The sequence below is a fragment of the Microtetraspora malaysiensis genome (assembly GCF_001528665.1).
In the GTDB taxonomy this organism is placed as follows: Bacteria; Actinomycetota; Actinomycetes; order Streptosporangiales; family Streptosporangiaceae; genus Microtetraspora_A; species Microtetraspora_A malaysiensis.
Window position 1 is genome coordinate 22,630 of record NZ_BBYJ01000033.1, and the last position, 26,051, is coordinate 48,680.

30 protein-coding genes, 1 tRNA gene and 2 pseudogenes are annotated in these 26,051 nt (G+C 70.4%); 15 read left to right on the forward strand and 18 right to left on the reverse strand.

What is annotated here, in order from left to right; genetic code table 11:
• Positions 1–108: 108 nt before the first annotated feature.
• From AWQ71_RS34135 to AWQ71_RS34155, 5 genes are all read right to left on the reverse strand, one after another.
• Positions 109–1,914, reverse strand: a complete 1,806-nt coding sequence (locus AWQ71_RS34135) for a CotH kinase family protein (RefSeq protein WP_067141556.1) — start codon at positions 1,912–1,914, stop codon at positions 109–111.
• A gap of 6 nt (positions 1,915–1,920) precedes the next feature.
• Positions 1,921–2,598: a DUF4956 domain-containing protein gene (locus tag AWQ71_RS34140; RefSeq protein WP_067141559.1), complete on the reverse strand. Its 678-nt coding sequence runs from the start codon at positions 2,596–2,598 to the stop codon at positions 1,921–1,923.
• Positions 2,599–2,604: 6 nt separating this feature from the next.
• A complete protein-coding gene (locus AWQ71_RS34145; protein WP_067141562.1) occupies positions 2,605–3,492 on the reverse strand; it encodes a polyphosphate polymerase domain-containing protein in 888 nt (295 codons plus the stop codon).
• Positions 3,493–3,606: 114 nt separating this feature from the next.
• The gene (locus AWQ71_RS34150; protein WP_218002078.1) at positions 3,607–5,100 is read right to left on the reverse strand and encodes a HAMP domain-containing sensor histidine kinase; all 1,494 of its coding nucleotides are present in this window, start codon (positions 5,098–5,100) and stop codon (positions 3,607–3,609) included.
• A 5-nt stretch (positions 5,101–5,105) separates the two neighbouring features.
• Positions 5,106–5,807 carry a response regulator transcription factor gene (locus AWQ71_RS34155; RefSeq protein WP_067141569.1) on the reverse strand — a complete coding sequence of 234 codons (702 nt, stop codon included), beginning with the start codon at positions 5,805–5,807 and terminating at the stop codon, positions 5,106–5,108.
• A gap of 214 nt (positions 5,808–6,021) precedes the next feature.
• Here AWQ71_RS34155 and AWQ71_RS34160 point away from each other — a divergent pair, with 214 nt between their 5' ends.
• A complete protein-coding gene (locus tag AWQ71_RS34160) occupies positions 6,022–6,669 on the forward strand; it encodes a hypothetical protein (protein ID WP_157570743.1) in 648 nt (215 codons plus the stop codon).
• Positions 6,670–6,787: 118 nt separating this feature from the next.
• Positions 6,788–7,144, forward strand: a complete 357-nt coding sequence (locus tag AWQ71_RS34165; protein ID WP_084259604.1) for a nucleotide pyrophosphohydrolase — start codon at positions 6,788–6,790, stop codon at positions 7,142–7,144.
• A 4-nt stretch (positions 7,145–7,148) separates the two neighbouring features.
• On the opposite strand, the gene AWQ71_RS34170 is transcribed toward AWQ71_RS34165, so the two are convergent.
• Positions 7,149–7,922 carry a class I SAM-dependent methyltransferase gene (locus AWQ71_RS34170; RefSeq protein WP_067141577.1) on the reverse strand — a complete coding sequence of 258 codons (774 nt, stop codon included), beginning with the start codon at positions 7,920–7,922 and terminating at the stop codon, positions 7,149–7,151.
• 70 nt (positions 7,923–7,992) lie between these two features.
• Here AWQ71_RS34170 and AWQ71_RS34175 point away from each other — a divergent pair, with 70 nt between their 5' ends.
• Entirely contained in the window at positions 7,993–8,562 is a 570-nt protein-coding gene (locus AWQ71_RS34175) for a CGNR zinc finger domain-containing protein (RefSeq protein ID WP_067141580.1), read from the forward strand.
• 71 nt (positions 8,563–8,633) lie between these two features.
• Here AWQ71_RS34175 and AWQ71_RS34180 read toward each other — a convergent pair whose 3' ends face one another.
• On the reverse strand, positions 8,634–9,281 hold the full coding sequence (locus tag AWQ71_RS34180; protein WP_084259617.1) for a TetR/AcrR family transcriptional regulator: 648 nt from the start codon (positions 9,279–9,281) through the stop codon (positions 8,634–8,636).
• A 77-nt stretch (positions 9,282–9,358) separates the two neighbouring features.
• On the opposite strand from AWQ71_RS34180, the gene AWQ71_RS34185 reads away from it, so the two are divergent.
• Positions 9,359–10,420 carry an ATP-binding cassette domain-containing protein gene (locus AWQ71_RS34185; RefSeq protein WP_067141584.1) on the forward strand — a complete coding sequence of 354 codons (1,062 nt, stop codon included), beginning with the start codon at positions 9,359–9,361 and terminating at the stop codon, positions 10,418–10,420.
• Positions 10,417–11,244, forward strand: coding sequence for an ABC transporter permease (locus tag AWQ71_RS34190; RefSeq protein WP_084259606.1), 828 nt, complete (start codon positions 10,417–10,419; stop codon positions 11,242–11,244). Before AWQ71_RS34185 ends, AWQ71_RS34190 begins: the two co-directional genes overlap by 4 nt.
• On the opposite strand, the gene AWQ71_RS34195 is transcribed toward AWQ71_RS34190, so the two are convergent.
• Both AWQ71_RS34195 and AWQ71_RS34200 read right to left on the reverse strand, forming a co-directional pair.
• Positions 11,223–11,675 (reverse strand): ribosomal maturation YjgA family protein, encoded by a 453-nt coding sequence (locus AWQ71_RS34195; protein WP_084259607.1) that lies wholly within the window; start codon positions 11,673–11,675, stop codon positions 11,223–11,225. The two genes, AWQ71_RS34190 and AWQ71_RS34195, sit on opposite strands and share 22 nt — an antisense overlap.
• 67 nt (positions 11,676–11,742) lie before the next feature.
• Complete coding sequence (locus AWQ71_RS34200) at positions 11,743–12,192, reverse strand: SRPBCC family protein (protein ID WP_245658755.1); 450 nt, start codon at positions 12,190–12,192, stop codon at positions 11,743–11,745.
• Positions 12,193–12,358: 166 nt separating this feature from the next.
• Between AWQ71_RS34200 and AWQ71_RS44075 the strand changes: the two are divergent.
• Both AWQ71_RS44075 and AWQ71_RS34205 read left to right on the forward strand, forming a co-directional pair.
• Positions 12,359–12,727 (forward strand): annotated as a pseudogene (locus AWQ71_RS44075) (trehalase-like domain-containing protein); the annotation flags it as partial.
• 83 nt (positions 12,728–12,810) lie between these two features.
• Complete coding sequence (locus AWQ71_RS34205; RefSeq protein ID WP_218002079.1) at positions 12,811–13,881, forward strand: glycoside hydrolase family 15 protein; 1,071 nt, start codon at positions 12,811–12,813, stop codon at positions 13,879–13,881.
• A gap of 20 nt (positions 13,882–13,901) precedes the next feature.
• Here AWQ71_RS34205 and AWQ71_RS34210 read toward each other — a convergent pair whose 3' ends face one another.
• Complete coding sequence (locus AWQ71_RS34210; RefSeq protein ID WP_067141586.1) at positions 13,902–14,612, reverse strand: maleylpyruvate isomerase family mycothiol-dependent enzyme; 711 nt, start codon at positions 14,610–14,612, stop codon at positions 13,902–13,904.
• Between the two features lie 151 nt (positions 14,613–14,763).
• Positions 14,764–15,231 carry an SPW repeat protein gene (locus tag AWQ71_RS34215; protein ID WP_067141705.1) on the reverse strand — a complete coding sequence of 156 codons (468 nt, stop codon included), beginning with the start codon at positions 15,229–15,231 and terminating at the stop codon, positions 14,764–14,766.
• Positions 15,232–15,407: 176 nt separating this feature from the next.
• Between AWQ71_RS34215 and AWQ71_RS34220 the strand changes: the two genes are divergently transcribed.
• Together AWQ71_RS34220 and AWQ71_RS44080 are read left to right on the forward strand one after the other, a co-directional pair.
• Positions 15,408–15,863, forward strand: a complete 456-nt coding sequence (locus tag AWQ71_RS34220; protein ID WP_067141588.1) for an ROK family protein — start codon at positions 15,408–15,410, stop codon at positions 15,861–15,863.
• A gap of 95 nt (positions 15,864–15,958) precedes the next feature.
• Positions 15,959–16,480, forward strand: a pseudogene (locus AWQ71_RS44080) (ATP-binding protein); the annotation flags it as partial.
• 83 nt (positions 16,481–16,563) lie between these two features.
• Here AWQ71_RS44080 and AWQ71_RS44085 read toward each other — a convergent pair.
• Positions 16,564–17,106 carry a shikimate kinase gene (locus AWQ71_RS44085; RefSeq protein WP_245658757.1) on the reverse strand — a complete coding sequence of 181 codons (543 nt, stop codon included), beginning with the start codon at positions 17,104–17,106 and terminating at the stop codon, positions 16,564–16,566.
• Between the two features lie 107 nt (positions 17,107–17,213).
• Here AWQ71_RS44085 and AWQ71_RS34230 point away from each other — a divergent pair, with 107 nt between their 5' ends.
• Positions 17,214–17,612, forward strand: coding sequence for a ChaB family protein (locus tag AWQ71_RS34230; RefSeq protein ID WP_067141589.1), 399 nt, complete (start codon positions 17,214–17,216; stop codon positions 17,610–17,612).
• Positions 17,613–17,698: 86 nt separating this feature from the next.
• On the opposite strand, the gene AWQ71_RS34235 is transcribed toward AWQ71_RS34230, so the two are convergent.
• Positions 17,699–17,986, reverse strand: coding sequence for a hypothetical protein (locus AWQ71_RS34235; RefSeq protein WP_157570745.1), 288 nt, complete (start codon positions 17,984–17,986; stop codon positions 17,699–17,701).
• Positions 17,987–18,132: 146 nt separating this feature from the next.
• Here AWQ71_RS34235 and AWQ71_RS34240 point away from each other — a divergent pair, with 146 nt between their 5' ends.
• The 5 genes from AWQ71_RS34240 (at position 18,133) to AWQ71_RS34260 (ending at position 21,211) form a co-directional block, all read left to right on the forward strand.
• The gene (locus tag AWQ71_RS34240) at positions 18,133–19,197 is read left to right on the forward strand and encodes a glycosyltransferase family 9 protein (RefSeq protein WP_067141591.1); all 1,065 of its coding nucleotides are present in this window, start codon (positions 18,133–18,135) and stop codon (positions 19,195–19,197) included.
• A gap of 112 nt (positions 19,198–19,309) precedes the next feature.
• Positions 19,310–19,555, forward strand: coding sequence for a BON domain-containing protein (locus tag AWQ71_RS34245; protein WP_067141592.1), 246 nt, complete (start codon positions 19,310–19,312; stop codon positions 19,553–19,555).
• A complete protein-coding gene (locus AWQ71_RS34250) occupies positions 19,552–20,304 on the forward strand; it encodes a metallophosphoesterase family protein (protein WP_084259609.1) in 753 nt (250 codons plus the stop codon). The genes AWQ71_RS34245 and AWQ71_RS34250 overlap by 4 nt, the downstream gene beginning before the upstream one ends.
• 122 nt (positions 20,305–20,426) lie before the next feature.
• Positions 20,427–21,023: a nucleotidyltransferase family protein gene (locus AWQ71_RS34255; RefSeq protein WP_067141598.1), complete on the forward strand. Its 597-nt coding sequence runs from the start codon at positions 20,427–20,429 to the stop codon at positions 21,021–21,023.
• 114 nt (positions 21,024–21,137) lie between these two features.
• Positions 21,138–21,211: transfer RNA gene (locus AWQ71_RS34260), tRNA-Lys, on the forward strand.
• A gap of 308 nt (positions 21,212–21,519) precedes the next feature.
• On the opposite strand, the gene AWQ71_RS42210 is transcribed toward AWQ71_RS34260, so the two are convergent.
• The 5 genes from AWQ71_RS42210 to AWQ71_RS42885 all read right to left on the reverse strand — a co-directional run bounded on the left by AWQ71_RS42210 (position 21,520) and on the right by AWQ71_RS42885 (position 25,952).
• Positions 21,520–21,948, reverse strand: coding sequence for a hypothetical protein (locus AWQ71_RS42210; protein ID WP_157570746.1), 429 nt, complete (start codon positions 21,946–21,948; stop codon positions 21,520–21,522).
• A 430-nt stretch (positions 21,949–22,378) separates the two neighbouring features.
• Positions 22,379–23,896, reverse strand: coding sequence for a tyrosine-type recombinase/integrase (locus AWQ71_RS34270; RefSeq protein ID WP_067141604.1), 1,518 nt, complete (start codon positions 23,894–23,896; stop codon positions 22,379–22,381).
• Positions 23,883–24,119 (reverse strand): helix-turn-helix domain-containing protein, encoded by a 237-nt coding sequence (locus tag AWQ71_RS34275; RefSeq protein ID WP_067141607.1) that lies wholly within the window; start codon positions 24,117–24,119, stop codon positions 23,883–23,885. The genes AWQ71_RS34270 and AWQ71_RS34275 overlap by 14 nt, the downstream gene beginning before the upstream one ends.
• A 172-nt stretch (positions 24,120–24,291) precedes the next feature.
• Entirely contained in the window at positions 24,292–25,158 is an 867-nt protein-coding gene (locus tag AWQ71_RS34280; RefSeq protein ID WP_067141610.1) for a TRM11 family SAM-dependent methyltransferase, read from the reverse strand.
• A complete protein-coding gene (locus AWQ71_RS42885; protein ID WP_067141613.1) occupies positions 25,155–25,952 on the reverse strand; it encodes a hypothetical protein in 798 nt (265 codons plus the stop codon). Before AWQ71_RS42885 ends, AWQ71_RS34280 begins: the two co-directional genes overlap by 4 nt.
• Positions 25,953–26,051: the final 99 nt, after the last annotated feature.

The following is a 26,051-nucleotide window of genomic DNA, read 5'->3' on the forward strand; positions in this document are numbered from 1 at the left end:
ACGTGTCCCGGCGCTCACCGTTTCCATCGCCGCATCGCCCGCACCGCTCGACCGCCGGATGGAGATCCGGCGGTCTCGGCCTGCGGCCGACGGTTGCGGTCGTCGCCGTCAGGCGCCGCTGATCGCCTTGTCGGAGCGGAGGGTCTCGGTGCGGGTCTGGAGCATCGTACGCAGGGACGCGGCCTCCGACTCGATCTTGGCGGTGTCGGCGCCGGCGTTGAGCTTGTAGGAGCTCACGATGCCGTCGAGGAGCGTGGTGGCGGTTCCGCCAGCGAGGAGTTTCCGGTAGAGGGTGCGGTATTGCTCCTCGTAGACCGCCTTGAAGGCGGCCGTCTTCAGGAATCGCTCCTTCAGCGCGTGTCCCATGCGGGGACCACCGGCCCCGTCGGGACCGCCGGGGCCGACACCGTTACGGCCGCCCCCACCCGGGCCACCCGGACCGGCTTGGTCGGCGTTCGCCGGGGGTTGGAAGCCCTCGGGCAGTTGGAAGTCCTCAGGTGGTCGGAAGCCGTCGGGCGGTTGGAATCCCTGCGGCGGTTGTCCCTGCTGCCGGCCCTGTCCGCCTGGTTGCTGCGCGCCGGGGCGCATGCCGCCACCACCGAACCCCATCCCCACCGTGTCGTTCACGCCCGTGGTGGCGTCGCCGCCGAAAGCCAGGTTGAGGTCCCAGGAGATCACGCGGAACTTCTTCGTGCCCAGGTCGTACCACATGTAGTAGTTGCGGCCCGGGCCGCTCATGTCGTCGAAGTTCAGCATGATGTTCTGCAGCGCCAGGTAGCGGCCGAACGATTCGACGTCCAGCCGCTCGGCCAGCCCGGAGGCGAACTCTTCGTCGGAGGACCCTTCCACCCACTTGACCAGGTCGATGAGCGGCTGGAGGTCACGCTCGCCGCGCTTGTTGATCTGCTTGAAGTCGGTGGTGTACTCCGTCTGGTCCTCACCCTTGTAGGCGAAGGTGCTGCTGGCCAGCGACTTGTACAGCACGCCGTCGCCCAGGGCCTCGGCGTACCCCTCGTCGAGGTACTCCACGAGGAGGCGCGGCGTGGACGCGCGGCCGTTGACCGTGAAGGAACTGTAGGCGGATCGCTGCGTGGGCTCGTCCGCAGCGCCGACCAGCGCGATGGCCAGTGCCTCGTTGAGCAGCGTCGCCGACTGCATGGCCGCGGGTCGTACGGCCACCTGGCTGTGGCCCTGGTAGCGACGCCCCTCCACGAACTCGTCGAAGCGGATCAGCCACGGCAGGTTCTCCGGCTCCTCTGCTTTCAGCGTGGCGCCGAACATGCCGCCTCCGGGACGCTGCCCGGTCGTCTGGCCGTCCGGCGTCGTCCCGCCTGCCCGGCTCGGGCTCACAGACGGAGACGGAGACGAGGACGGGGACGGAGACGGGGACGGCTGCCCCGCCTGCGCGCCCGGCGCCGGTTCGTTCGCGGGCGGCTGGAAACCGTCCGGGAACGTGGCGCCGTCCGGGAGCTTCACGCCGTCCGGGAGCCTGCCGCCGCCGGGGACGCCGCGGCGGTCCGTGCGCGACTTGTCCTTCCAGGTCAGCCCCGACAGCGTGGAGTTGCCCTTGAGCCGGATGCCGACGCTGGGGATCGTGGTCCCGTCGATGGTCACGTCCGCCTCGACGTACTTCTTCTCCCCGTCCGTGAAGTACTCGCTCAGCATGTCCCGGTACGCCTCGTCCCTGAAGGTGAGCTTCACCTCGTGCGGGACCGAGGTGTCGAACAGCTCTTTGGTCCCGGTCAGGTTCTGCGTCACGGTCGTAGCCGAGGCGGTCCGTACGGTGGTCACGTATGGGCGGATCGTCCCGCTGCCGAAGACGCCCGCGCAGATCGCGAGGAAGGCCGCGCAGGTGGCGACCAGCTTCCAGTTGTGCCGGAGCCTGACGGGGATCCGGTGCTTGAGATGCGCCATGGTGGCCTACAGGTCGGTCTGGTCGTATCCGGTCAGCACGGTGACCGACTGGCCGTGGTTGCGCTCGCGCAGGGCGGCGATCACGTCGGCGGGTTCGCTGCCCTTCTTGATCTTGATCGTGTACATCAGCTCCGTCAGCGCGCCCGCCCTGATCGACTCCATGCTGACCAGCTCGAACTCGTCGGTGTGCCGGATCAGCACGTCCTGGATGGCGGGGGTGTAGTCCTCGTCGGAGGGCACCTGCACCTTGACGACCTGGCGCCGGACGTTCAGTGCGAACCAGTTGAACCGGTGCATGACCATGATGATCAGCGAGATCGCCACCGCCGCCACGACGCCCAGCAGGTAGAAGCGAGTGCCGACGGCCATGCCGATGCCCATGACCAGGAAGATGAACCCGACGTCGCGGGTCTCCTTGATCGCGTTGCGGAAGCGCACCACCGACAGTGCGCCGACCAGGGCGAAGGCGCGGGCGATGTTCGAGCCGACCACCAGCATGATCAGCGAGATCAGCATGCCGAGGATGACCAGTGTCTGCACGTACGACTGGCTGTAGGAGACGTTGCGGTGCGTCGCCCGGTAGACCCAGCCGATCATCGCGCTGAGCACGAACGACAACGCCATGGCGATCGCGATGTCGGCCACGCTGAACGTGCCGGACAGGTCCTGGAAGGTGAAGTCCATGGGGGGTCAGGCCTCCGAGAGAACGGTCGATCGGTCAAGGTCGTGGTCGGGAACGTGGAAGATCGAGCGCGGCGCCAGCCCGTAGGCCTCCACGCTCTGGCAGTACTTGGAGACCCGCACCACCTGCAGGTTGCGCCTGGCGGTCAGGTCCGTGAGCCAGTACGGCACCCGCTCGTTGGCCTTGACCTCCACGATGGTCTTGCCGGCGGGGATGATGAGCCGGTTCTCGGTGTCCGCGCCGAGGTGGAAGTCCCGGTCGCGGCCGCGGATCCGCTGGTCGAAGGTGACGCGCAGGCCCACGTCGGCGTCCCTGCCGACGTACGCGTGGCGCTGGTAGCCCGTCATCGCGGTCGGCCGCAGGTCGAGCCGGAGGATCAGGTCCAGTACCTCTTCGAGGAACGCCCGCTGCGAGGGTTCGTGCTCGACCATCTCGCGCCGGTCGCACAACTGCAGCGCGTCCCGATACGGCAGGCGAACCCGGCGTTTCTGGGTGACGCGGTTGATTCGCTGCTTGATCTCCACGAACACCGGCGTGTCCGCGCCCACGGTGAAGCGGTCGCCGTAGTGCCGCACTCGCAGCTTCCTGCGGAACTTCAGCCCCTCGATCTTCTCCCAGTAGAACCGCAGATGTCTGGTGTCGTAGTAGACGCTCCAGATGCCGTAGCCGGTGTCGCCGCTGTGGCTGTCGCGGTCGAGCCTCCCCTCGATCTCCTGTCGCAGTTCGGCCGCCGCCGCCGTGTCGACGAGGTACTTGATCTCGTACCTGTTGAAGGCGTGCAGCCTGCTCGGGGCGCGCAGCCGGTGGCCCGCGTCGTCGTCCCCGTCGCCGGCGGATCTCGCCTGTTCACCGCTCTGAGCTGCGGGGACGGCACGCTTGCGGAATCTTTGCAGCATGTGCCTCCTTCCGGGTCAGAGCACATCTGACAGGACAAAGCTGGGAATAATGTGTGAACGACATCGAAACGGAGAGTGAACGGCACCGCCTCCCGGCCGTCCCCCGAGGGGCTCTCAGCAGTCCGCGTCCCGGGGCACATGCAGCGGCAGCAGGACGCGGAAGGCGGTTCCGTGCCCGGCGGAGCTGGTCACCTCGATCCGGCCGCCGTGCGCCTCGACGAGCGCCGCGGCGATGGCCAGACCCAGGCCGGTGCCGCCCTGGTGGCGCGAGCGGCTCGTGTCGGTCCGGTAGAACCGGTCGAACACGTACGGCAGGTGCTCGGGGGCGATGCCCGGCCCGTCGTCGCGCACCTCGATCAGCGCCGCCTCGGCGTGGGCGGCGGGACCGGGACCGGCGCACACGGCGCCGTCAGGGGGAGGCCCGGCGGCGGCCCGGCGGCCGACCTCGACCCGCACCGGCGTGTCGCTCGTCGTGTGCGTGACGGCGTTGCCGACGAGATTGGTGATGATCTGGTGCAGGCGGCGTTCGTCGCCGAGTACGAAGACCGGGTCGTCGCAGACGGCCAGGTGGATCGGTCGCTCGCGGTCGCGCGCCTGGGCGGCGTGGACGACGTCTCCCGCCAGCACGTGCAGGTCCACCGCGGTCTGGTCCAGAGAGGGCTCCTGGTCGAGACGGGCGAGCAGCAGCATGTCCTCCACCAGCACGCTCATGCGGGCCGCCTCGCCCTCGATGCGGCGGATGACACGCTCCGCGGCGGGGTCGCGCGGCGCGTGCCCGTGGTGATACAGCTCGGCGAACCCGCGGATGGAGGTGAGCGGGGTGCGCAACTCGTGCGAGGCGTCCGCGACGAAGTGGCGCAGCCGCCGCTCGGAGCGCTCGCGCTCGCGCAGCGCGCGGGCCAGGCGCTCCAGCATGACGTTGAGCGCCCCGCCCAGCCGCCCGATCTCGGTGCGGGGATCGGCGTCGCCGACCCTGCGGTCGATCTCCCCGGCCGCGATCGCCTGTGCCGTGCCCTCCATGCGAGTGAGCGGGCGCAGCCCCAGCCGCACCACCACGAGCGCGACCGCGCCGAGCAGCGACAGCACGAGCGCGCCCGCCGCCACCTCGATGACCAGCAGCTGGTGCACCGTGGACGCGTTGGACTCCAGCGACATCGACACCGCCATCCGCTCGGCGTACGGCGTGCGCACCACCAGGACGCGCCATCCGCCCGACCCGGTCGTGCCGGGCACGGTGATCGGGCCGCCCGGCACCCTGGTGATCGCCTCGGTGGGGATCGCGGGGCGTTCGGGAGATCCGCTCGGCACCTCCCGGAGCAGGGTTCCCGACGAGTCGTAGAAGGCGACCTGGAAGCGCGTCGGCAGCTCCATGTCCACGGCCAGCGCGGGTGTCATGGGTGGTCCGGCGTCCGCCAGGCTTGGGGGCGGGCCGGTCGGCGGGCGCTTGCCGAAAGAGGTGGCGATCTCGGCGAGCTGGGAGTCCACCCGTGACAGCAGCGACCGGTCCAGCAGCAGCACGCCGGCCGCGGCGAAGACCGTGAGACCCGCCGCGCACAGGCCGAGCAGGGCCGCCAGCAGCCGGTGCCGCAACGGCCACGGACGTCCCACCGCTCTCATGACGGGCCCGACAGGCGGTAGCCCACGCCGCGCAGGGTGTGGATCAGGGGCGGTCGGTCCACGTCGATCTTGCGCCGCAGGTAGCTGATGTAGGACTCGACGATCCTGCTGTCGCCGTCGAACGTGTACTCCCACACCCGGTCGAGGATCTGCGCCTTGCTGACCACGCGTTCGGCGTTGATCATCAGGTAGCGCAGCAGGCTGAACTCGGTCGGGGACAGGTGGATCGCCCGTCCGGCGCGGCGTACGGTGTGGGTCTCCGCGTCCAGCTCCAGGTCCGCGTACCGCAGCACCCCGTCGTCGGCCCGTTCCTCGGGCGGCCGGATGCGACGCAGGATGGCGCGGATCCGCAGGACGACCTCGTCGAGGCTGAACGGCTTCGTGACGTAGTCGTCTCCGCCCGCGGTCAGACCGGCGATCCGGTCGGCCACCGCGTCCTTGGCGGTCAGGAAGAGCACGAGCGGGCTGTCGGCGCTGTCGCGCAGCCTGCGGGCGATCGCATACCCGTCGAGGTCGGGCAGCATCACGTCGAGCACGACGAGGTCGGGCCGCTCCCGCGCCACCGCGTCGAGCGCTCGCCGCCCGTTCGACGCGGTCCGTACGGCGAAGCCGTTGAGCTGGAGCGCCTCCGACAGGAACTCGCGGATGTTCGGCTCGTCGTCGACGACCAACACCTTCGGGGGGACAGCTTCGTTCATGGCCTCGTTCTACGTGTGCCATGTGAGAGCGGACTGAGAGACCGCAGGCCGCTCGTCACTCCATTCTTTACTGCGTCTCTTGCCGTTGATTTGCCGGATTTGTCTGGCTGCTGTCCGGGTGGCGATCAAGGGCTCTGAACCGACGTGGCCGCCTCGTCGTATTTCAGGTTGCGGGATGGCCGTGCCATCTCGCCCAGAGATTCGGAGTCGACGCATGCCCTTCCCCCGACCACGCCGTGGAACACGCGGCGGCCGCCTCTCCCGGCGGCTCGCCGTGACGCTCGCGCTCGTCGCGTCCGCGGCCACGATGGCCGCCTGCTCCGGAACGTCGGCGTCCGGCGAGGGGCGCACGATCACCTATCACGCCGACTATCCGGCCTACGACTCGGCGAACAACCTCTTCCAGAAGGCCGACGTCGTGATCGAGGCCACGGTGAGCGCCGCGCCGGCCCGTGTCCAGGAGCTCAAGCCGGACACGACGAGCGACGATCCCAAGCTCAACCCGGCGGCCGGAGCGCCGGCGGAGCAGACGGCCGAGGCCGACCCGGTGGTGATCTCCGTCTACCGGGCCGAGGTGAAGAAGGTGTACAAGGGGGCCGTCCAGCCCGGCCAGACGATCGAGATCCAGCAGTTGGGCGGGCAGCTCGACGGCATCACCTACCAGGAGGCGGAGGCGCACCCCCTCAAGCAGGAGACGGGCTACGTCCTCTTCCTTCAGACGTATCCGGACGCTCCCGCCGCACTGCTCAACCCGGTCCAGGGGCAGTACCCCCTCGACGCGGCGGGCAAGCCGTCCAATCTGCCCGAGAACCCGGTCGCGCTCACGGCCGACGACCTGAAGCGGATCAGCGGCGCGAACTGATCGCCTTCCCCGGTTTCCCCGGTGCCCGGGACCGCCGTCCCGGGCACCGTTCCCTGTCTACGTCGTTGCGATCCGCGGGTGAATCCCGGGCCCCCGGGCCGGAGTAGGGTCGCGAGACGTGACGAACGAGCTGGAGCGACTGGCGGTACGGCTGCGCGAGTTCGCCCGCGCCCGTGACTGGGAGCAGTTTCACACCCCGAAGAACCTCGCGATGGCGCTCGCGGGCGAGGTGGGCGAGCTGGTGGCGGAGTTCCAGTGGCTGACGCCGGCCGAGTCCGCGGACCTGGATCCGCGGACCCTCGCCCGGGTGCGCTCGGAGCTCGGCGACGTGACCGCCTACCTCGTCCGCCTGGCCGACGTCATCGGCGTCGACCTGGTGGAGGCGGCGCACACCAAGTTGGACGAGAGTGACCGCCGCTACGATCCCGAGCTCTATCGGGGTTCGGCCAGGAAGGCTCCTCCGGCGGCCCCGTGACGGCTCACGACCGTACGGCGCACAGGAGGCGGTCGTTCCCGCGCTGCCAAAGCGTGCCGATCTCGCCGAAGCCCGCGTCGCGGAGGGCGTTCACGTGCTGGGACAGGAGGCCGGACTCCGACCCCTCGTGCGCGGCGGCCGCCGCGCTGCGACGCCGTGCCTCGCCCGCCTCGGCGAGCGCCGGGTCGGCGAGTACGGCGTCCCACCACTGGCGCCAGTCTTCCGGGCGTTCGTCGCCGAAGACCCGGCGCTCCTCGTTCTGGTGGACGGCGCGTTCGAGCCTGGCCAGGGTCGGGGTCGTCTCGTCGGAGTCGAGGTGATCGCCGTTGAGGAGGAGCGCGCCCGGCCGCAGGACGCCCGCCAGCTCCGCGTACATCGCCCTGAGGTGCTCCTCGGGCAGCCAGTGCAGCGCGGTGGTGCTGACGGCGGCGTCGGCCGGGCGGTCGAGGCCGAGCCGCTCGCTCCAGCCGGGGGTGCGCAGGTCGGCGGAGACGAAGCGCAGCCCGGTGGTCTGGCCGTACCCCGCCTCGGCCAGCGACAGCAGCAGGGAGTCGGTGTCCACCGCGACGACCGTGGCCCACGGAAGCCGGCGCAGCAGGCGGGCCGACAACGAGCCGGGGCCGCAGCCGAGGTCGATCACGAGGGGATCGGGCCGTCCCACCCCCGCCTCGACCGCGTCGATCAGCGCCTTGAACCGGTCCTCACGGCCGGGGAGGTATCCCTCCTGCTGGCGGTCCCACCGGTCGATCCACTTCCGCGCGGTGTCGTACGTGAGCATGAACCCTCCTTGTGACCGTCACATATGCTTTTGCCAGTCACAAACTAGAACAGAAGGCGTAACTGGTCAAGTGAACTTCAACAGTCACACCGATGCCGTGGTGGCGGTCGCCGTCGCCCTCGTCAACACGCTGACCGCCGGGGAGTCGCGCGGCCGGCCGTACGCGCCGCCTTCGGGCGAGGAGCGCACCGCCGCCGTCAGCGGGGCCGTCGCCCCCGGCGCCTCCCGGTCGTACGAGGTGAGCGCGGAGCAGGCGGACGAGCTGGCCGGTGTCGCGGAGGCGCTGCGGACGGTCTTCGAGTCGGTGGCGGCCGGCGACATCGACGCGGCGGCGCACCACACCAACCGGCTCCTGGCCGAGACCGACGCGCGGCCGCACCTCGACCGGCACGACGGGGAGCCGTGGCATGTCCACTTCCACGGGCGCGGCGGCACGCTCGCCGGTGACTGGGCGGCGAGCTGCGCGACCGGCCTCGCCGTCGTGCTGGGTAGCGAGCTGTACGACCGGCTGGGTGTGTGCACCGCGCCGCACTGCGACCGCGTCTACGTGGACACCTCGCGCAACGGCACCCGTCGCTTCTGCTCCACGCCCTGCCAGAACCGGGTCAAGACCGCCGCCTTCCGCGCCCGGCAGGCGTGACGGCGCCACGGGCGGATCAGGGCCGGATCAGGGGCGGATCAGGGCCGGATCAGGGGCGGATCAGGGCCGGATCAGGGGCGGATGGCCAGGCCGTTCTCGAACGTGCGGATGACGGTCGAGGTGACGCCGTGGCGGGGGAGCAGGCCCCTCTCCGCCGCCTCCCAGCCCGTGTAGGTGATCGCGTACAGCATCTCCTGGATCCACTCGGCGCTTACCTGAGGGTCGAAGACGCCCTCGGCCTGGCCGCGCTCGATGAGGCTGAGCGCGGTCGGCACCGACGCGTCCGGCTCGAAGCAGGCGCTGTTCTCCTCCAGCACGCGCGGATCGCCGAACAGGAACGCCAGTCGGTCGCCGACGTCCACCATGGCGGTGATCAGGCGGCGCATCGCCTCGCGCGGCGGCCCCTGGTCGACGGCCGCCGCCGCGATCGACTGCTCAACCACTCGGAACGAGTCGACGATGGTCGCGTTGAGCAGGTCATGGCGGTCGGGGAAGTAGCGGTGCAGCGTGCTCCGGCCCACCTGCGCCGCCTCCGCGATGTCCGCCAGCGTGGCGCCGCGGTCGCGGGCGAGCGCCGAGGCGGCGGCGGCGAGGATGGCGCGCCGGGTGCGCCCCCGCACGCCGGTTTCCGGCACCTCCGGTTTCCGCTCTCCGGGCTCGCCCGCCTCGGGTGTGCCTGAGACGGGTGTGCGGGAGGGGGGCTGCCGGGTCGCGCTCACGGCCAAAGGCTAACAGCGTCACCACAACGAGACTGTCGCGCTTGTTTTTGGGACATCGATGTCCCATAATGAGGCGCATGGATTCCTTTGCAGTCGTCGCGGAAGGCGTGCGTAAACGCTTCGGCGCCACGCAGGCCCTCGACGGGTTCGACCTGACCGTCCCTGAGGCGACGGTGTGCGGCCTGCTCGGGCCGAACGGCGCGGGCAAGACCACGGCGGTGCGCGTCCTGACCACGTTGCTCCGCGCCGACGCCGGGCGGGCGCTGGTCGCGGGCTTCGACGTGGCCGACCGGCCCGCCGAGGTGCGCTACCGGATCGGTCTGGCCGGGCAGAACCCCGCCGTCGACGAGATCCTCACCGGCCGGGAGAACCTGGAGATGTGGGGCCGCCTCTACCACCTGGACCGGGCCACTGCCCGCCGTCGCGCGGGGGAGCTCCTCGACCGGTTCGGCCTCGCCGGCGACGCGGACAAGCGGGTCAAGCACTACTCCGGCGGCATGCGGCGCCGGCTCGACCTGGCCGCGGCCTTCGTCCTCGCCCCGCGCGTGTTGTTCCTGGACGAGCCCACCACCGGGCTCGACCCGCGCAACCGCAACGAGGTATGGCAGGCGGTCCGCGACCTGGCCGCTTCGGGCAGCACCGTGCTGATGACGACCCAGTACCTGTTCGAGGCCGACCAGCTCGCCCACCAGATCGCGGTCATCGACTCCGGACGGGTGATCGCGGACGGCTCGCCGGACGAACTCAAGTCGATGATCGGCGGTGACCAGATCGACCTGGTCGTCCGCGATGCCGCCGACCTCGCCGAGGCCGCCCGGGTCCTGGCCGCCGCGGCGGGCGCCGAACCGGTCGCCGACCCCGACGCCCGCCGCCTGATCGCCCCCGTACGCGACCGGATCGGGGCGCTGACCGAGGTGGTGGGCGAGCTGGGCGAGCGCGGCGTCGCGGTCGAGGACGTCGCCCTGCGCCGGCCGACCCTGGACGAGGTGTTCCTCAGTCTCACCGGCGGGAAGCCCGCGCCCGGCGCAGGCAAGCAGGGAGCCGGGAAGCAGGGAGCCAGGGAGCAGGCAGCCGGAAAGCAGGGAGCGGGAAAGCAGGCGGACGGGGAGCAGGCGGACGGGAAGCGGGTGGCCGCGTGACGACCGCCATCGCCCCCGTGATCCCCCGCTCCCGCGTGCAGCGGCTGTACTGGACGTTCGCGGACGGGTGTGTGATCGCCCGCGGCAACCTCGTCCACCTGGCGCGGAACCCGGCCGCGATCCTCAACCTGCTGCTGTATCCGATCGTGATGGTGCTGCTGTTCGGCTTCGTCTTCGGCAGCGCCATGAACGTCGCCGGGGGCGGCGACTACCGCGAGTTCCTGATGCCCGGGATGTTCGGGCAGACGATGACGCTCGGCGTGATGACCACGATGATCATCGTCACCAACGACGCGGCGCGAGGGGTCACCGACCGGTTCCGCTCGATGCCGATCTCCCGGACGGGGGTGGTGCTCGGCCGCGCCGTCGCCGACATGGTCAACTCGGTGCTCGAACTGGCCGTGCTGCTCCTGTGCGGCCTCGCGGTCGGCTGGAGCTGGCACCGGGGCCTCGCGAACGCGCTGACCGCCCTCGGGCTGCTGCTGCTCCTGCGCTTCGCGCTCATCTGGGTCGGCATCTATCTCGGGCTCATCCTCACCCCGGAGTCGGCGGGCGCGGCATGGATGCCGCTCATGCCGCTCACCATGCTGGCCAACACGTTCGTCTCCCCGGAGCTGATGCCCGGCTGGATGGGGGCGCTATCGGAGTGGAACCCGCTGTCGGCGACCGTCGCCGCCTGCCGCGAGCTGTTCGGCAACCCCGGCTGGGGCGGCGACTCCTGGGCCGCCGCGCACGCGCTGCCGCTCGCGGTCGCCTGGCCGGTGGCGCTCACGCTGGTCTTCCTGCCGCTGTCCGCCCGGCGCTACCGGCGGCTCGCCCGCTGAGCCTCGGCCGCCCGACCCCGCCGCGTACGGCCGGCCAGGGTGTGGAGCAGCCAGCCCGCCCCGGCTCCGGCGGCGTACCAGAACAGGTCGGTCGGGTTGAAGGTCGTGCCGAGGACCAGGCGGGCGAGCACGCTGCGCGCCGCGAGCTCCTCGGGTATGCCGGTGAGCTGGAAGAACTCCACCGCCCAGCTCGCGGCGAGCGCCACGGACGCGGCGACCGCGGGGCGGGTCCTTGGGGCGGCCACCAGGACCAGGGCGTACAGCAGGAGCGTGTAGAGCGCGTCCCCGCCGTACTTGGCGACCGGCCCGTCCGCCACGGCCCGGATCCCGAGCCCGGCGGCGACGGTGAGCAGGGCGGCCAGCAGCGCGACCGTCCGGCCGCTCGTGAGGGCGCTCGCCCGGGAACGCTCGTGGGTCTCTGACGGGTTCATCAACGGCACCTCGGCGGCTTCCTGTGGTGGGCCGCTCCAGCGTCCCAGACGCCGCCGGGTGCCGAAGTCACTCTCCGTCCTGGCTCAGCTCGGCCAGGCGCCGCAGCGAGTGGCGCAGCACGGCCGCGCTGATCGGCTTGGCCGCCAGCCAGCCGAGCCGTCCGGCCAGGCCGAGGGGGAGGTCGAGCTCCTCCCGCCACACGATCGTGCTGCCGCCCCCGGCGCGCGGCAGCACGTGGAAGGCGCCGGTTCCCCGGACGAGCCACCCGGTGTGCCGCACCTCGACCGTGTGCGGAGGGTTCCACCGGGTGATCTCCATGGTGTCCAGGAAGCCGAGCGGCCCGACCCCGGTGAACGCGGCCAGGCCGCTGCCGGTGCTGTGGCCGTCCCCCGCGGTGACCAGCGCGCGGGTCAGGAACATCCACTCCTCGTGCCTCGGCCAGTCGGTCAGCACGGCGAACACCCGCTCCGGGCTCGCGTCGGAATGGGCGGTCACGGTGAGCTGAGACTTGTCCACGGTCTCCTTCTGCCCGCTTCCGCGCGGCGCGCGCACCGGACGGCGGCGACTCAGCGAGAGGGGCGAGCGGCCGGGTCCTTCCGCCTTGGTCCACAGTGGAGGGAGGGCGGGCACCCCGAGTGCACCCGGAGGGATCATGACGACGACTCCGATCGCCGACTACGCCATGTTGTCCGACCGGCATTCCGCGGCGCTGGTGGCCAGGGACGGCACGATCGAGTGGCTGTGCATGCCGCGTTTCGACAGTCCCTCGGTGTTCGCCGCGATGCTCGACGACGACGCGGGGTCGTGGTCGATCCGACCGACCGCGCCGTACAGGGTCTCGCGGCACTACATGGACGCCACACTGGTGCTGCAGACGATCTTCGAGACCGGGACCGGCGCGGTGGTTCTCACCGACGCGATGGCGACCGGGGCGGACCCGGACCCGCACCGGCTGGGCGCCGCCGCCCCGCACACGCTGCTCCGCTCCGTCATGTGCGTGCGCGGCTCGGCCGAGGTGGAGATCCGCTACCGGCCGCGACCGGAGTATGGCCTGGTCACGCCGCTGCTGTCCCGGATGGGCGGCGGGATCAGGGCGCGCGGCGGGGCCTCAGCTACCAGCCGACGGGCGCGATCGTGGCGGCGCCCACCACGTCGCTGCCGGAGGAGGCCGGCGGGATGCGCAACTGGGACTACCGGTATGCCTGGGTACGCGACGCGAGCTTCACCATGGACGCGCTGTGGGTCGCCGCCTGCCCGGACGAGGCCGGGGAGTTCTTCTCGTTCATGACGACGGCCGCCGCGACGTACGAGCCGGGGCGGGCGTTGCAGATCATGTTCGGCGTGGGCGGCGAGCACGACCTCACCGAGCGCGAGCTGCCGCACCTGCGCGGCTGGCGGGACAGCCGGCCGGTCCGCACGGGCAACGGCGCCTGGCGCCAGGCCCAGATCGACGTGTACGGCGCGCTGCTCGGCGCGGCCGGGCGGCTGGCCGACCAGCTCACCTGGATCGACCCGGACGAGCGGGGCTTCCTGGCCGCGCTGGCCGACGCGGCGGCCTGCCAGTGGAGCCGCCCCGACCACGGCATCTGGGAGATCCGCGGCGATCCCCGACACTACGTGTACTCGAAGGTCATGTGCTGGGTCGCGCTGGACCGGGCGATCGAGCTCGCCGACCGGCTGGACGCCGCCGAGCGTGTGCCACGCTGGCGCCAGGCCAGGGACGAGATCCGCCGGGCCGTGCTCCGCGACGGATGGAGCACGGAGGCGGGCGCCTTCACCCAGGCGTTCCACTCGGCCGACCTGGACGCGTCCGTGCTGATGATGCCGATCGTCGGCTTCCTGTCCGCCGACGACCCGCGGATGCTGGCGACCATCGACGCGATCGCCAAGCGGCTCACCGGGGAGAACGGCCTCGTCTACCGGTACCGTGCCGACGACGGCCTGGAGGGCGGGGAGGGCACGTTCGTGCTCTGCACGTTCTGGCTGGCGCAGGCACTCGCGCTGGCCGGCCGGGTCGGGCAGGCGCGCGAGGTGTTCGAGAGCGCCGTTTCCCTCGCCAACGACGTCGGCCTGCTGGCCGAGGAGATCGACCCGGTCACCGGCGAGCAGCTGGGCAACTTCCCGCAGGCGTTCAGCCACATCGGCCTCGTCAACGCCGCCTGGGCGATCGACGGCGCGCTGTCCGAGGGCCAGATCCTCTGCTGAGCCGCCGGGCCGTCCGCGTACTACGCGAGGCAGCGCAGAGCGGAGACGATCTCGGGGTCCAGCGGATGCCCGGCGGGTAGCCGGCCGACCGTCGCGTCGACGAACTCCGCGTACGGCAGGCGCGCGGCGGCCTCGCCCACCCGGACGTCCACGTGGCCGTCGGAGAGCTCGGCCCGCGCCCCGGACCCCTGCTCGTCGAGCACGAAGAGCCCGAACCGGACCCGCCACAGCGTGCGCGCCCCGGCCTCCTCGTCGGAGACCGGGGCGCCCACGTCGTCGCCGTGTGTGGCGTACTCGGAGTCGTAGTGGAAGGTCTGCAGGCCCACGGGGTACGGCCCCGCGCCCGTGGTCAGCGTCGCGTCGCGGCCGAGCGCCCGCATCCGCTCGCGCGTCTCGGCGTTCTTACCGCGCCACTCCGCCAGCACGTCCGCGACCGGCCGGTCACGACGCTGCTCCACAGTCCACTCGTTGAAGCCGTTGTAGCCCCCGCCGACGCCTTCGCGTTCCAGCATCGCGAAGAGCCCGTCGAGGTCCCCGTCCAGGCAGGCGTGGTTGTACAGCTCCTCCCCGGCGAGATGGCCGAGGACGTCCCGTACGGACCAGCCCGCGCACCGGGACGGTCTGCGCCATCCCTCGTCGTCGAGCGAAGAGAAGAAGCGGTCCAGCCGGGCGGCCTCGGCGTCGAAGATGTCGAACGGGTCGAGATCCCGCAGCGGGTCGGTGGTGGTCATGCGACACGACCTACCCGCCGGCCCGCCGGATCTCACCGCTGTCCCGGCGCCGGGGCGCTCCCCGTGCCCGCGTTTCCCGGCCGGTGGTCGTCGGACGACCGATGGGTTTTCCGGGCGGGCAGTACGGGCGAGCGCCCGCGGGCCTCATCCGTCAGCGGGTGTGGGTGGTCTCGCTGCCGAACCGCGGCGGCGTGCGCCGCTTGGCGGCGGTCATGCCGGTCGACATGTTCGCGAGCCCCAGCAGCAGGATGATCGCACCCACCACGACGTTGCTGATGATGATTCCGAGAGTGTTGTTCGGGCCGCTGATCACCCACGGAGCGATGATCGTCCACACCCCGATGACAGGGGCGACCCAGGCCAGGCCATAGGTCCGGCCGTAGGCCGAGCTGTAGCCCAGCGCCAGGAGCGCGACCAGGATCCCCGTGATCAGGTTGTTGACCGTGATGTTGGGGTGGGTCCTGAAGCCGACGATCCACGGCGACACCGCCAGGTATATCCCGGCGAGCAGCGTGAGCCCGTCCGTCAGCTGGGCCGTGGGATTCGCGGCCGCTTCCTCGTACCGGGCGCGCATCTGCATGATGTCAGGATGCTGCCCGATGTCCGTGCTGTGCGACATGTGCGACATGTTGCGCACCCCCTCCGGGGATGAGACGAACACCTTCCATTCTATGTCCGCTACTTCCCCTCAATTCGGGTTTATGCATTTACGTCCGAGTGAGGTTGGCGAGCGCCCGCACCCCGCCGCCCTGTACCCGCCGCCCCGGAGTCTCTGATTCCGGGGACGCCGAGCCGGTGCCCGAAGCGCTTCTCGCCGACGCCATCGGCCTCGACGTCACGCTGGAGAACGGGGTCAGGGCGCCGACCGTGGCCGAGCACTGGTTCGGGGAGGGCGTCGGCGCGTCGCCGTTCGTGCGGACGGGCCGGGCCGTCGGGCTCGCCCTGGCCTCCGTCGTCCAACCTGGTCGGCCCTGGATCGTGGTGGCCGGGGAGGAGGCGGTCGTCTGCGACTTGCTGGAGCACCAGGTCAGGGAGGCGCTGGCCGCCCGGGCGTACGGCGGGGCATACGGAGGGGCGTCCCGGTGCCGGCTCGTCCTGCGTCCGCTGCGGCCGGAGGGTTGGGAGCGCGGCGCCGCCGTCGTGGCCCTGCGCGGGCTGTTCCCCGACGGCCGTGTCGACGGTCGCTGGAACGGCCGACGGCCGTCGTTTCCTTTCGTTCGTCAATTAATTCGGTCGTGGTGTTTCAGCTAAATTCAGGCGGCGACGCCGTCATCGAGAGGCGGTGGTCCGGTGTTCGCCGCGTCGGCGGTCGGCGTTCTCGACGCTCCGATCAGCGGAAACAGCCGATGTGCCCGATCCGGCGCGGCATTCCCGGCCTTTCGTGTGGTGATCCACCCGCGGCGATCACGTGGTTGTCGATTCACGGCGCGGGGAGGCCGCCGTATCGTGATTGTGGGAGCGCTCCCGCAACTAAGGAGGCGCAAGTGGTTCTTCCCTTCGCGAAGGAGCCGCCGGAGGCGTCGACGCGCGCGGCGGAGTGCCTGCTGCCCGCGACGGGCGCCGGCGTGGCCGCCGCCCGCGCGCTCGTCCGCCGAGAGCTCCCCTCGTGGGGCGCGGAGGCGCTGGTCGACGACTGCGTGCTCGTCGTCGGCGAGCTGGCCGCCAACGTCGTACGGCACGGCGGGGCCGCGTTCACCCTCCGCCTGGCCGGCGACGGCGCCGGGATCCGCGGCGAGATCTTCGATCCGGGGGAGGGCGTGCCCCGGGCCCGGCTTTCCGGTCCCGGCGCGACCGACGGCCGGGGGCTGCTCATCGTCGGCGCGCTCACCGACGAGTGGGGCGTACGGCCGGGCCGCTATGGCAAGACGGTGTGGTTCGTCGTCGGCGGCGCCCGACGGGGCGCGGGCCATCCGGACTACCCGGACTACTCGGGCCGTTCGGACTACCCGGACTACTCGGACTGTCCGGCTCGGCCGGATCGCTTCGCGTTCGCGAACCGGGCCAGCGCCCGCGCCGCGATCTCCTCCGGCGCCTGCCGCGAGCTGTCCGCGGTCAGGTCGGCCACCTCGCTGAAGTAGGCCAGCCGCCGTTCCCGCTGCTCGGCCAGCATCTCCGCCGTATCGGGGGCGAAACGCGGCCGGTGCGTCCCCGAGAGCGTCCGCTCCGCGAGGACCGCGGGCGGAGCGTCCAGGAACACCACGAAGGCCCGGCCCAGCGCCCGTCTCGACGCCGGGTCCTCGACGGCGCTCGCCGCCGCCGCGATCACCACGAACGGGTCCCCGGCGAGCGCCTCCCGCAGCAGGGACGCCTCACGGGCGTGCAGCTCCGCCGCCCCGAGATCGGTCGCGATGTCCGCCGCCGTCGTGCCGTACCGCTCCAGCAGCTCCTCGTCGTTGTCGCGCAGCGGCCGGTCGAGCGCGTCGGCCATCAGCCGGGCGACCGTGGTCTTCCCGGCTCCCATGAGGCCGGTCACGACGATCGGGATGTCCGTCACGGGGATCCTCCCTCCGCCTCGCGGCCGATGTTTGGGAGCCGTCGGGTGGATAGGGCTGATTCGTAGGAAGGCGATCCGCGAGAGTCCGAGAAAGGGGAGCCGCACGCATGCCAGGCCGCGAGGAACTCCCGTCCACCCTGGAGCGCTCGCCCAAGGAGGCGCAGAAGACGTGGATCAAGGCCCATGACTCCGCCGTCGAGACGTACGGCGAGGGGGAGCGGGCGCACCGGACCGCGTACTCCGCGCTGAAGCACTCCTTCGAGAAGGTGGGTGACCACTGGGAGAAGAAGGAGAAGCGGGGGCCGTCGGACGCGCAGGCGCGCAAGAGCACGCCCAAGCGTGGCAAGACCGCCGAGGGAGTGAACGCCTCCGCTTCCAAGCACCACCTCTACGAGACCGCCGCCCGCCTGGAGGTCAGGGGCCGGTCCAAGATGTCCAAGGATGAGCTGGTCGGCGCGATCCAGAAGGCCAACCGCCGCGCGACCGCGAGGGCGCGGGGACGCTGAACGTGCCGGCCGGGGCACGCGGGAGCCCGAACGGAGCACTCCGCCCGGGCTCCCACCCGGCCGTGCCCGACCCCGGGCACAGCCGGTCACCCTCTCGACCGCGGGCCCACGCCGAGCCGGCGCTGGCGGCGCAGGGCGAAGAAGATGTCGGCGATCACGATGGCGGCGACGACGCCCGCCGCGGCGAGCACCCACCACACCCGGGTCAGCGCGCCGGTGAGGGCGACGCCGAAGCACACCGCCAGGAGGAGAGCGCCGAGCAGGATGTGGATGACGTCACGTGGCGTCGCGGGCACGCGGGCGATCCCCTTCTCGGACTCCTGTTCGGGCGTGATGCGGGGTTCCTGCGGATAGCTACGGGGTTCCTCGGACATGCGGCCCACCTACCCTCGGATCCGGTCGACTATCGCGTCGTTGTAGCGGGTTTGCCGGCACGCGCTCCGGGTAGCCGCGCCCAGGTGTCCCAGCCTCTACCGGTAACAAGCGCGGCCGGCGTCGGGTCCCGCGATCGCGTGGCGCCATGAGGAACCTCCTCGTCGAAGGCGTCGAACAGATCGCCGTGCTCCGGGCCAACGCTCTCGGTGACTTCCTGCTCGCGCTGCCCGCCCTGGAGGCGGTGAAGCGGGCCTATCCGGCGGCGCGGCTGACGCTGCTCGCCCGCGAGTGGCATGCCCGCTTCCTGCGCGGCCGACCGGGACCGGTGGACGACGTCGTCGCGCTGCCGCCGATCCGCGGTGTTTCCGCGCCGTCCGACCAGGCCAGTACGGAAACACCGCGGATCGGCCGCCTCTACGACGCGCTGCGCGGTCGCTTCGACCTCGCGCTCCAGATGCACGGCGGAGGCCGCAACTCCAATCCGTTCCTGCGGCGGCTCGGCGCCCGCGTTACCGCGGGGCTGCGTACGCCGGACGCCGCGCCGCTCGACCGCTGGGTGCCGTACGTCCCCTACCAGCACGAGACGCTGCGCTATCTGGAGGTGGCCCGGCTGGTCGGCGCGCACAGCGGCTGCTCCCTGGAGCCCCGGGTGGTGGTCACCCGGGCCGACTGGGCCGAGCTGAGCAGAGTGGTCGGCTCGCTGCCGCGCGGCGTGGTCGCCGTCCATCCCGGCGCGAACGACGCGCGCCGCCGATGGCCTCCCGAGCGCTTCGCCGCCGTGGCCGACCGGCTCGGCCGTCCCGTCGTCGTGACCGGCACCGAGCCGGAACGCGAGATCGTGGAGCGGGTCGTGCGCGCGATGCGCGGCCCCGCCGTGCCCGTGGTCGGCGAGTTGTCGATCGGCGGACTCGCCGCGCTCTACGCCGCCTGCGACCTGCTGATCGCCAACGACACGGGGCCGCGGCACCTGGCCGCCGCCACCGGCACGCCCACCGTCGGCGTCTTCCTGTGCGTGAACCTCGTCAACGCGGGGCCGCTCTCCCGCAGCCACCACCGGCCGCTGATCTCGTGGACCACCGCCTGCCCCGTCTGCGGCGCCGACGGGACCGACCCGTACGGCGAGCCGTGCGAGCACCGCGTGTCGTGGGTGGGCGACGTGACCGTGGAGGAGGCGGTGGGACAGGCCCGGGACCTGCTGGGATGGCGCTGACATGACGGCGCCGAGATGACGGAGGGGGCCGACCTCGGCCGGCCGCGCGACGACCCGTTTTATCCCTGATTGGGCGGGCAGGCGCTGGAGAGGCTGATCTGAGGGGGAGTCCATGGACGCGCCGCACTATGTCGCGGCCCGGGTGCAGCGGGCGCTGGCGGAGGACGAGCGGACCGTCGAGCTGGGGATCAGGGTCGACGTGCGAGGAGACAAGATCTTTCTCCGGGGCCGGGTCAGCGCGCCGGAGCGCCGTCTCCTGATCGAGGACGTCGCCCGTGAAGCCGCTCCGGGCCTTTCCGTGCACAACGAGATCACGCTGGTGGAGGTCCGTGAGCCGGGAGAGGAGGAGCTTCTGTGACACAGACGAGAGTCGCTGCCGTGGCGGACATTCACATGGGGGAGGACCTGCGCGGGCGCTTGCGGCCCAAGCTCCACGGCATCGAGGATCGGGCCGACGTCCTCCTGGTGGGTGGTGATCTGACCAGGCACGGGACCGTCGCCGAGGGCCGGGTGGTCGCCGACGAACTGCGCGACCTGCCGATCCCCGTGATCGCCGTGCTCGGCAACCACGACTACCACTCGGACTCGGAGCAGGCGATCACCGCGATCCTGCGGGACGCCGGAGTGATCGTGCTCGACGACGAGGCGACGATTCTCTCGATGAACGGCGCGACGCTGGGCGTGGTAGGCGGCAAGGGGTTCGGCGGCGGGTTCGCCGGCAAGTGCGCGAGCGAGTTCGGCGAGCCGGAGACCAAGGCGTTCGTCCGGCACACCCGGCACATCGCCGACCGCTGGCGGAACGCGCTGAGCGGCCTGGACAGCGACCACCGGGTCGTGCTGAGCCACTACTCGCCCGTCAAAGACACCCTCATGGGCGAGCCCACGGAGATCTATCCGTTCCTCGGGAGTTACCTGCTCGCGGAGGCGGCCGACGAGGAGGGCGCCGATCTGATCATCCACGGTCACGCGCACCTCGGCACGGAGAAGGGGCTCACCCCCGGCGGCATCCAGGTGCGCAACGTCGCCGTGCCGGTGATCGGCATGGCGTACGCGGTCTACCGCCTCAACGCGCATGACACCGCGCCGCCGTCGGGGCCGGACCGGTGACCGCGGCCGTCAAATCCGACATACTTTGTAAAGGGGGCGCAGAGGGGCGTTCCTTGCGGTTTGCCATCGAAGCCGCCTACCCCGGATTGTTTGCGTCGAATTCGGAGGGGCAGACGAGCCAAGTGGGCAGTCACACGCACGCCGTCACCGACGCCATCCTGGACACCCTCAAGCGCGCGGGCGCGGGCCTGCGCGACGCGGGGGTGCGCTTCGCTCTGGCCGGTGGCTGCGCCGGCTACGCGCGAGGGGCCGCTCCCTCGCTGCACGACGTCGACTTCGCGCTCGTCGAGGAGGACGTCGGGCTCGCGCTCAAGACCCTGGAGGATCTCGGGTTCCGCACGGTCAAGCCGCCGGAGGACTGGCTCGTCAAGGCGTACGACGAGAGCGGCGTTCTGGTGGACCTCATCTTCTCGCTGGCCAACCGGCCGGTCACCGACGAGATGATCGCCCGCGCCGATCTGATCAATGTCGCCGCGCTCAACCTGAAGGTCCTGGAGGCGACCGACCTCGTCATCTCGTGGATCATGCCGATGTCGGAGCACAGTTGCGACTACGGGGCGATGCTCCCCATGGTCCGGGCGATGCGCGAGCAGGTCGACTGGAGCAGGGTGGCCGCCGTCGCCGCGCCCTCGCCGTACGCCTCGACCTTCGTGACGCTGCTCGAACGGTTGGGCGTCATCGCCCCGGTCACGCCCTCGGCGGGGGTGACCTGGCCCTGACCGCCTCCCTTGATCGACGCCGCGTACGCGACGAGAGCCGGGCTTTCGGGGCGCGTGCGCCTTCACGCGCATGGACGAAGTACCTCAAATCTTCGCTACTCTTATGGGTGTCAGGCGCCGCTAGCTCAGTTGGTTAGAGCAGCTGACTCTTAATCAGCGGGTCCGGGGTTCGAGTCCCTGGCGGCGCACTTGCAAGAAGCCCAGGTCGGTATCAATGACCTGGGCTTTCTTCATTTGGGAACCATCCTGACGACGGCCCGTGCCTCGCTGTGATCATGATGGTTGCTCGATGGCTGCTCGTCTGTCGTGATCTTGTTTCCGTCATGATCCATACGCCATTCGCGGGTTCCCTGTTAGGGCCACGTATCGCCCGAGGACGTTTGTCCGGGGCAGGGCAGGTGCAGGACGGGGGCATCGGCGGCCGTGTCCGGTGGCGGGCGTGGTGGCCCCGCCCGCGACAGAGCAATGATGATCCACATTCGAGTGGGACAAAGGATCAATGTTTGGATGGTGTGGAGGCTTTCTCTGTCCACTCGTTCAGGCCTGCGGCAAGGGCCTCTTCGATCCTTCCCTTCCCGGCGGCCTCTGCAAGGTCGGCAAGGCAGTAGCAGCTGCTCAGATTCGCAGCGAGGATGCAGATGCAGATGCCCATGATGCGGAGCGCGTGGGCAGACGACTCCACGATTTCCTCGCCCGGGATCGGGATCTTCTTGGCGTGCTCTCGAAGGATGTCGACGAGGGCACGCCCGGCCCGATCTGTGGGCGACTGGCCGACGAGAATGTCGGCTACGAATTCGTGTGCATGATCCTTCGCATCGAGGAGACGGCGCGCTGCTTGTGCTAACGGGAGACAGCCTGAGTTCTGGCTGGACTCCACCTGGCCCCAGAGGTTCTCACCGAGCACGGCGACCCCCTGCTTGGCCACTACCGCCGCCCAGCCGTCCGTGCATGTAGCTGCGACGGTTGCGATGACGGTCTCTTCGGCGGTGCTGAACGGCGGCGCAGCGGCATGACTGGTAGATCTTCGACTCCTACGTCCGCCATACGAGGGCGCGCGGCCCCGATGGTCGCCGCAGGGAGATCTTCTACGACGCCTGCAAGGCCTTCCGGTGCGCGTCTCCGTGGAACCGCAGATCTTGGCCATGAAACGACCATCCGATAGTCCTGGTAATCCGGATACTGTCCAGATGGTCATGCTTCTTGGACGAAGGGGTGGGAGGAGAAACCCTTGCGTATTTCGACTCATACGCGTGTCCCGTGAGAAAGCCGAATCAGGCTGAACCGTTGTTCCTTGCGGGAATTGGGAAGATCCTCGTCGTCATACGAAGGGGCTCAGGCTGCTGACGTTCGCCGCGTCACCGGCGGAGGGGAATCAAGGCTGCCGCGTCTTCGGCGGCCTGGCGGGCGAGGTCGGGGAGGACCGAGGTGTAGGTGTCGGCGGCGATGGTGATGGAGGACAGGCCGAGGGTCTCCTGAACGACCTTGAGGTCGTGCCCGGCGGCGAGGATGAGGGTCGCGGCCCCGTGGCGCAGGTCGTGCAGCCGTACGGGTGGTAGGTCGGCCTGGTGGGCGAGTCGCTCGAACTGGTCGGTCACGTGGGCAGGGTGGAGCGTCGCGCCGTTGCCCTGGGTGAACACGAAGTCGTTCTCCACCCAGTCGCCTCCCAGCGCAAGACGCTTCCGCCGCTGCTCTTTCCGGTGGGCGCGGAGGACCTTGATGGTCTCGCTGTCGAGGGCGACGTGGCGTTCGCCTGCTTCCGATTTCGGCTGTCCTTGATCCGTGGCCCAACCGAGCTGAGTGATCTGCCAGCGCACGGTGACGATCCCGGCTTTGAGGTCGACGTCGCTCCACCGGAGTCCGCATGCTTCACCGCGTCGCAGCCCTCTGAGGGCGATCAGGTGATAGAGGGCGTATAGGTCGTGGGTGCGGGCGGCGGAGAGGAAAGCTCCCGTCTGCTCCGGCGTCCACACCATGACGGCCGAGGGACGGGGCGTGGAGATGTAGACGTCGAGCGGACGCTTGCCGTACGGCCGCTGATGCTCGGTGGCGAACCGTTGCACGTAGTCGGCGCGCCAGGCTCGTACACGCTCGGGTGTCCAGATCAGTGCCTTTGGCCGCTTTCCGGACGGGAGTTCCACGAGGGCGGCGACGTTGATGTCGATGAGCCGCTGCTTGATCGCGGCGTTGAGCGCGGCCCGCAGCGTGGCGCGGATCCGCTGTTTGGAGGCTGCTCCCACCGGTCGGCGTCCCTTGACCAAGGCTCGGGTGGCCGTGTCGCCGGTCCTTCGGGCCTGTTCGATGGTGTCGTTGAGCTCGTCGATGGCGTCGAAGACGCTTGCCACATCGGAGACCTGGAGGCGATCAAGACGGATCCTGCCGATGTGGGGAAGGTAGTAGAGCCGGATGTGGCTCTGGTAGCTGCGGTAGGTGTTCTTCCGGAGTCCGATCCGGCTGGTCAGCCATTCGTCCAGCCAGTCGCCCACGGTGAGACGCCGGGTGAGGTCGCGGCCGCTGCGGACCTGGCGGCGAAGCCCGTCGGCATCCGGTAGCTGATGCGTCTCCTTCAGGCTGGTCAGGATGGCTTCGGTGATCTGGTTCAGGGTGTGGATGTCGTCAGGGTCGGCGAGAGCCAGGAGTTTCCGGGCGTGATCCATCTCTTGTTGGGCCGTGCCTTGGCTGTCGAAGCCGCCGCGTCGTAGCGGACTACGTCGCTTTCCGTCCAGGTTCAGTGGTAGCTCCAGCTGGTAGTGCCAGGTCCCATGGATGGCGCTCCAGGCTCCGCCGGTGCGGCGGAGCTTGGAGCACTTCTGGCCCAGTCGTCGGCCGGATTCGTCGCGGCAGCCGCACTGCTTGTAGGTCTTACCGGTCGCCATCGGTGCCCGCCTTCTTGTCCGATCCGTCGGTCTGCTGGAGGCCGAGCAGGGCGAGCAGGTCGGCGGTGGGCACCAGGTAGGTCTTGCCGATGCGGATGATCCGGCAGGGAAACTGGCCGGTCTTGGCCAGTTGATAGGTCTTGGTGCGTCCCAGTCCGAGGGCTCGCCCGGCGGTGACCAGGTCGATCACAGCCGGGAGCTTGGCCAGCTCCGTCAGGGACATCCCGTGCCTCATGCCGACACCCGAAAGTCGGTGGCGCGGGCGGACCCTGCCGGGGTGGTTGATCGACGCTCGGCTCCATGCCGGTGGTCAAGTGAAATCCGCTGGACCACCAGGGAAAATCCGCTGGCGCGGGCGGCGGGGTTCCCCCTGATCGGCGCGCTGAGAGCGGTGGTCATCGCGCATCACCATCCGTCGCGGTGTCGCCGGTCGGGGTGGTGAAGATGAGCAGGTCCTCGTGGGCGATGGCGTGGACGGGGATACCGCGGGCCTGGGCCCGGCGTGCCTCCTGGAGCTGGAAGAACGACGCACGAGACACGATCCGGTCATCGCGAACCCCGCACAGCAGGGCCGCGATCCGGTCGATCAGAATGAGCCCGGCGTGCTCGGCGATGTCGAGCACTTGGCCGGGCAGGTCGATCAACTCGCCTCGTACGCGGATCGGCCGGATAGTGATCGCCACGATCCCGCCGGGACGCAGTAGATGCCGGCAGCCGGTGAGGATCTCACCGAACCCCTCCATCAGTCTGACCAGATCACGGTGGGCGAGATTGCCCGGGTCGTGGCTGTAGCGGTGGTTCCACTTCTTGATCCCCGGCTCGCCGGAGTCCCGGGTGGAGCGGATATGCCCGTGGGTGGAGGAGCCGTACGGGGGTGAGGTCAGCACCAGCGCCACACGGCCCGCGCTGCCTCCGAGAAGGACCCGGATACGGCGCGAGTCTCCGACGATCACGCGGCTGGTGCCGGTCGCACCCTGGCGGTGGGCGTGCAGCAGGTTCGCGACGGCGAGGTTCGCCCAGCGGGCCTCGTACTCCACGCCTACCGCCTCCCGCCCGAGGTGGATGGCCTCCACGAGGGTGGTCCCGATGCCGCACATGGGGTCGAGGACCAGGTCGCCGGGCTGGGTGTAGGTAGCGATGACCTGGGACGCGATCGCGGGCAGCATCTTTGCCGGGTGGTCCATCGACGCCGGCAGGTAGCGGCCCATCCGCTGAGCGCGAGAGGTCAGGTTGCCCGTGGCCCACACCGAGGGCATCGTCATCGCGCGCCTCCCTTGTTTTCGATCTTCGTGAACAGCAGGACGTCGGCGTGTACGCCGACCGTCACGGGGGGTGCGGGTGCGCGGACGTCGTAGAGGTGGCCGAGGCCTTCGGGGGTGGCCTGGACGACCAGCTCGCCCTCGCGTACGGGAACCCGCAGCGCGATGACGTGCTGGGTGTAGGCGAACCCGGCGGCGCGGGCGGCTCGGATCAGAACAGGCGCCTGATCGCGCAGCCGTTCGCCCTCTCGGCGGGGAGCGGTGACGATGGCGAGGTGCCCGCCGTCGCCGAGGACCTGCCATGCGCCCCGCATCACGGCGGGCCGTTCGTCCGCGGAATCTCCGCTACTTGGACAGGCGGGGCACTGCTGTACGGAGTGGCATGGCGGTGCGTAGATGACCAACCGGGCTGTTCCAGCCTGCTTGGCCAGTGCGGCGTCCATCTGCTGAGGCGACCATGGCCGCAGGTATATGTCGGCCAGCTCTTTGGCAGAAAAGATCTCTTGAAGCTGGGCGCGGATGGCCTGGGCGTGCGCGACCTTGGGTACAAGGGCGATCGCTTTCCTCGCCTGCAGTACGGCGCAGGCGAGCGTGGCCGCGTTGATCGGGTGTGTCTCAACGATCAGCTCGCCGGGCTCGGTGCATGTGGAGATGAGGTGGCGGGCGAGCTCGATGCCGACCAGCGTGTTACGGCGCGGACACCTGACGGTGGCCTGTTCGTGTTCGGGCTGCTCGTCGGCGCAGAGCCAGACCGACAGCGGCAGGAGCTGCCGACCAGAGGTGGACGGTTTCGTCATTGCGTGGTGACCCGAGGCGGTCACCGATCCCCAGCTACACCAGGGAATACCTCATGCCGCTCACCAGATCGGACAACCGATCAGCAGGTTTTGCATTCC

Bases quoted from the DNA above. Each gene is read 5' to 3' on its own strand.
- AWQ71_RS34135 (WP_067141556.1), bottom strand. From the start codon at position 1,914: ATGGCGCATCTCAAGCACCGGATCCCCGTCAGGCTCCGGCACAACTGG.
- AWQ71_RS34140 (WP_067141559.1), bottom strand. From the start codon at position 2,598: ATGGACTTCACCTTCCAGGACCTGTCCGGCACGTTCAGCGTGGCCGAC.
- AWQ71_RS34145 (WP_067141562.1), bottom strand. From the start codon at position 3,492: ATGCTGCAAAGATTCCGCAAGCGTGCCGTCCCCGCAGCTCAGAGCGGT.
- AWQ71_RS34155 (WP_067141569.1), bottom strand. From the start codon at position 5,807: ATGAACGAAGCTGTCCCCCCGAAGGTGTTGGTCGTCGACGACGAGCCG.
- AWQ71_RS34160 (WP_157570743.1), top strand. From the start codon at position 6,022: ATGCCCTTCCCCCGACCACGCCGTGGAACACGCGGCGGCCGCCTCTCC.
- AWQ71_RS34170 (WP_067141577.1), bottom strand. From the start codon at position 7,922: ATGCTCACGTACGACACCGCGCGGAAGTGGATCGACCGGTGGGACCGC.
- AWQ71_RS34185 (WP_067141584.1), top strand. From the start codon at position 9,359: ATGGATTCCTTTGCAGTCGTCGCGGAAGGCGTGCGTAAACGCTTCGGC.
- AWQ71_RS34195 (WP_084259607.1), bottom strand. From the start codon at position 11,675: ATGAACCCGTCAGAGACCCACGAGCGTTCCCGGGCGAGCGCCCTCACG.
- AWQ71_RS34210 (WP_067141586.1), bottom strand. From the start codon at position 14,612: ATGACCACCACCGACCCGCTGCGGGATCTCGACCCGTTCGACATCTTC.
- AWQ71_RS34215 (WP_067141705.1), bottom strand. From the start codon at position 15,231: ATGTCGCACAGCACGGACATCGGGCAGCATCCTGACATCATGCAGATG.
- AWQ71_RS34230 (WP_067141589.1), top strand. From the start codon at position 17,214: ATGCCAGGCCGCGAGGAACTCCCGTCCACCCTGGAGCGCTCGCCCAAG.
- AWQ71_RS34235 (WP_157570745.1), bottom strand. From the start codon at position 17,986: ATGTCCGAGGAACCCCGTAGCTATCCGCAGGAACCCCGCATCACGCCC.
- AWQ71_RS34240 (WP_067141591.1), top strand. From the start codon at position 18,133: ATGAGGAACCTCCTCGTCGAAGGCGTCGAACAGATCGCCGTGCTCCGG.
- AWQ71_RS34245 (WP_067141592.1), top strand. From the start codon at position 19,310: ATGGACGCGCCGCACTATGTCGCGGCCCGGGTGCAGCGGGCGCTGGCG.
- AWQ71_RS34270 (WP_067141604.1), bottom strand. From the start codon at position 23,896: ATGGCGACCGGTAAGACCTACAAGCAGTGCGGCTGCCGCGACGAATCC.
- AWQ71_RS34275 (WP_067141607.1), bottom strand. From the start codon at position 24,119: ATGTCCCTGACGGAGCTGGCCAAGCTCCCGGCTGTGATCGACCTGGTC.
- AWQ71_RS34280 (WP_067141610.1), bottom strand. From the start codon at position 25,158: ATGACGATGCCCTCGGTGTGGGCCACGGGCAACCTGACCTCTCGCGCT.
- AWQ71_RS42885 (WP_067141613.1), bottom strand. From the start codon at position 25,952: ATGACGAAACCGTCCACCTCTGGTCGGCAGCTCCTGCCGCTGTCGGTC.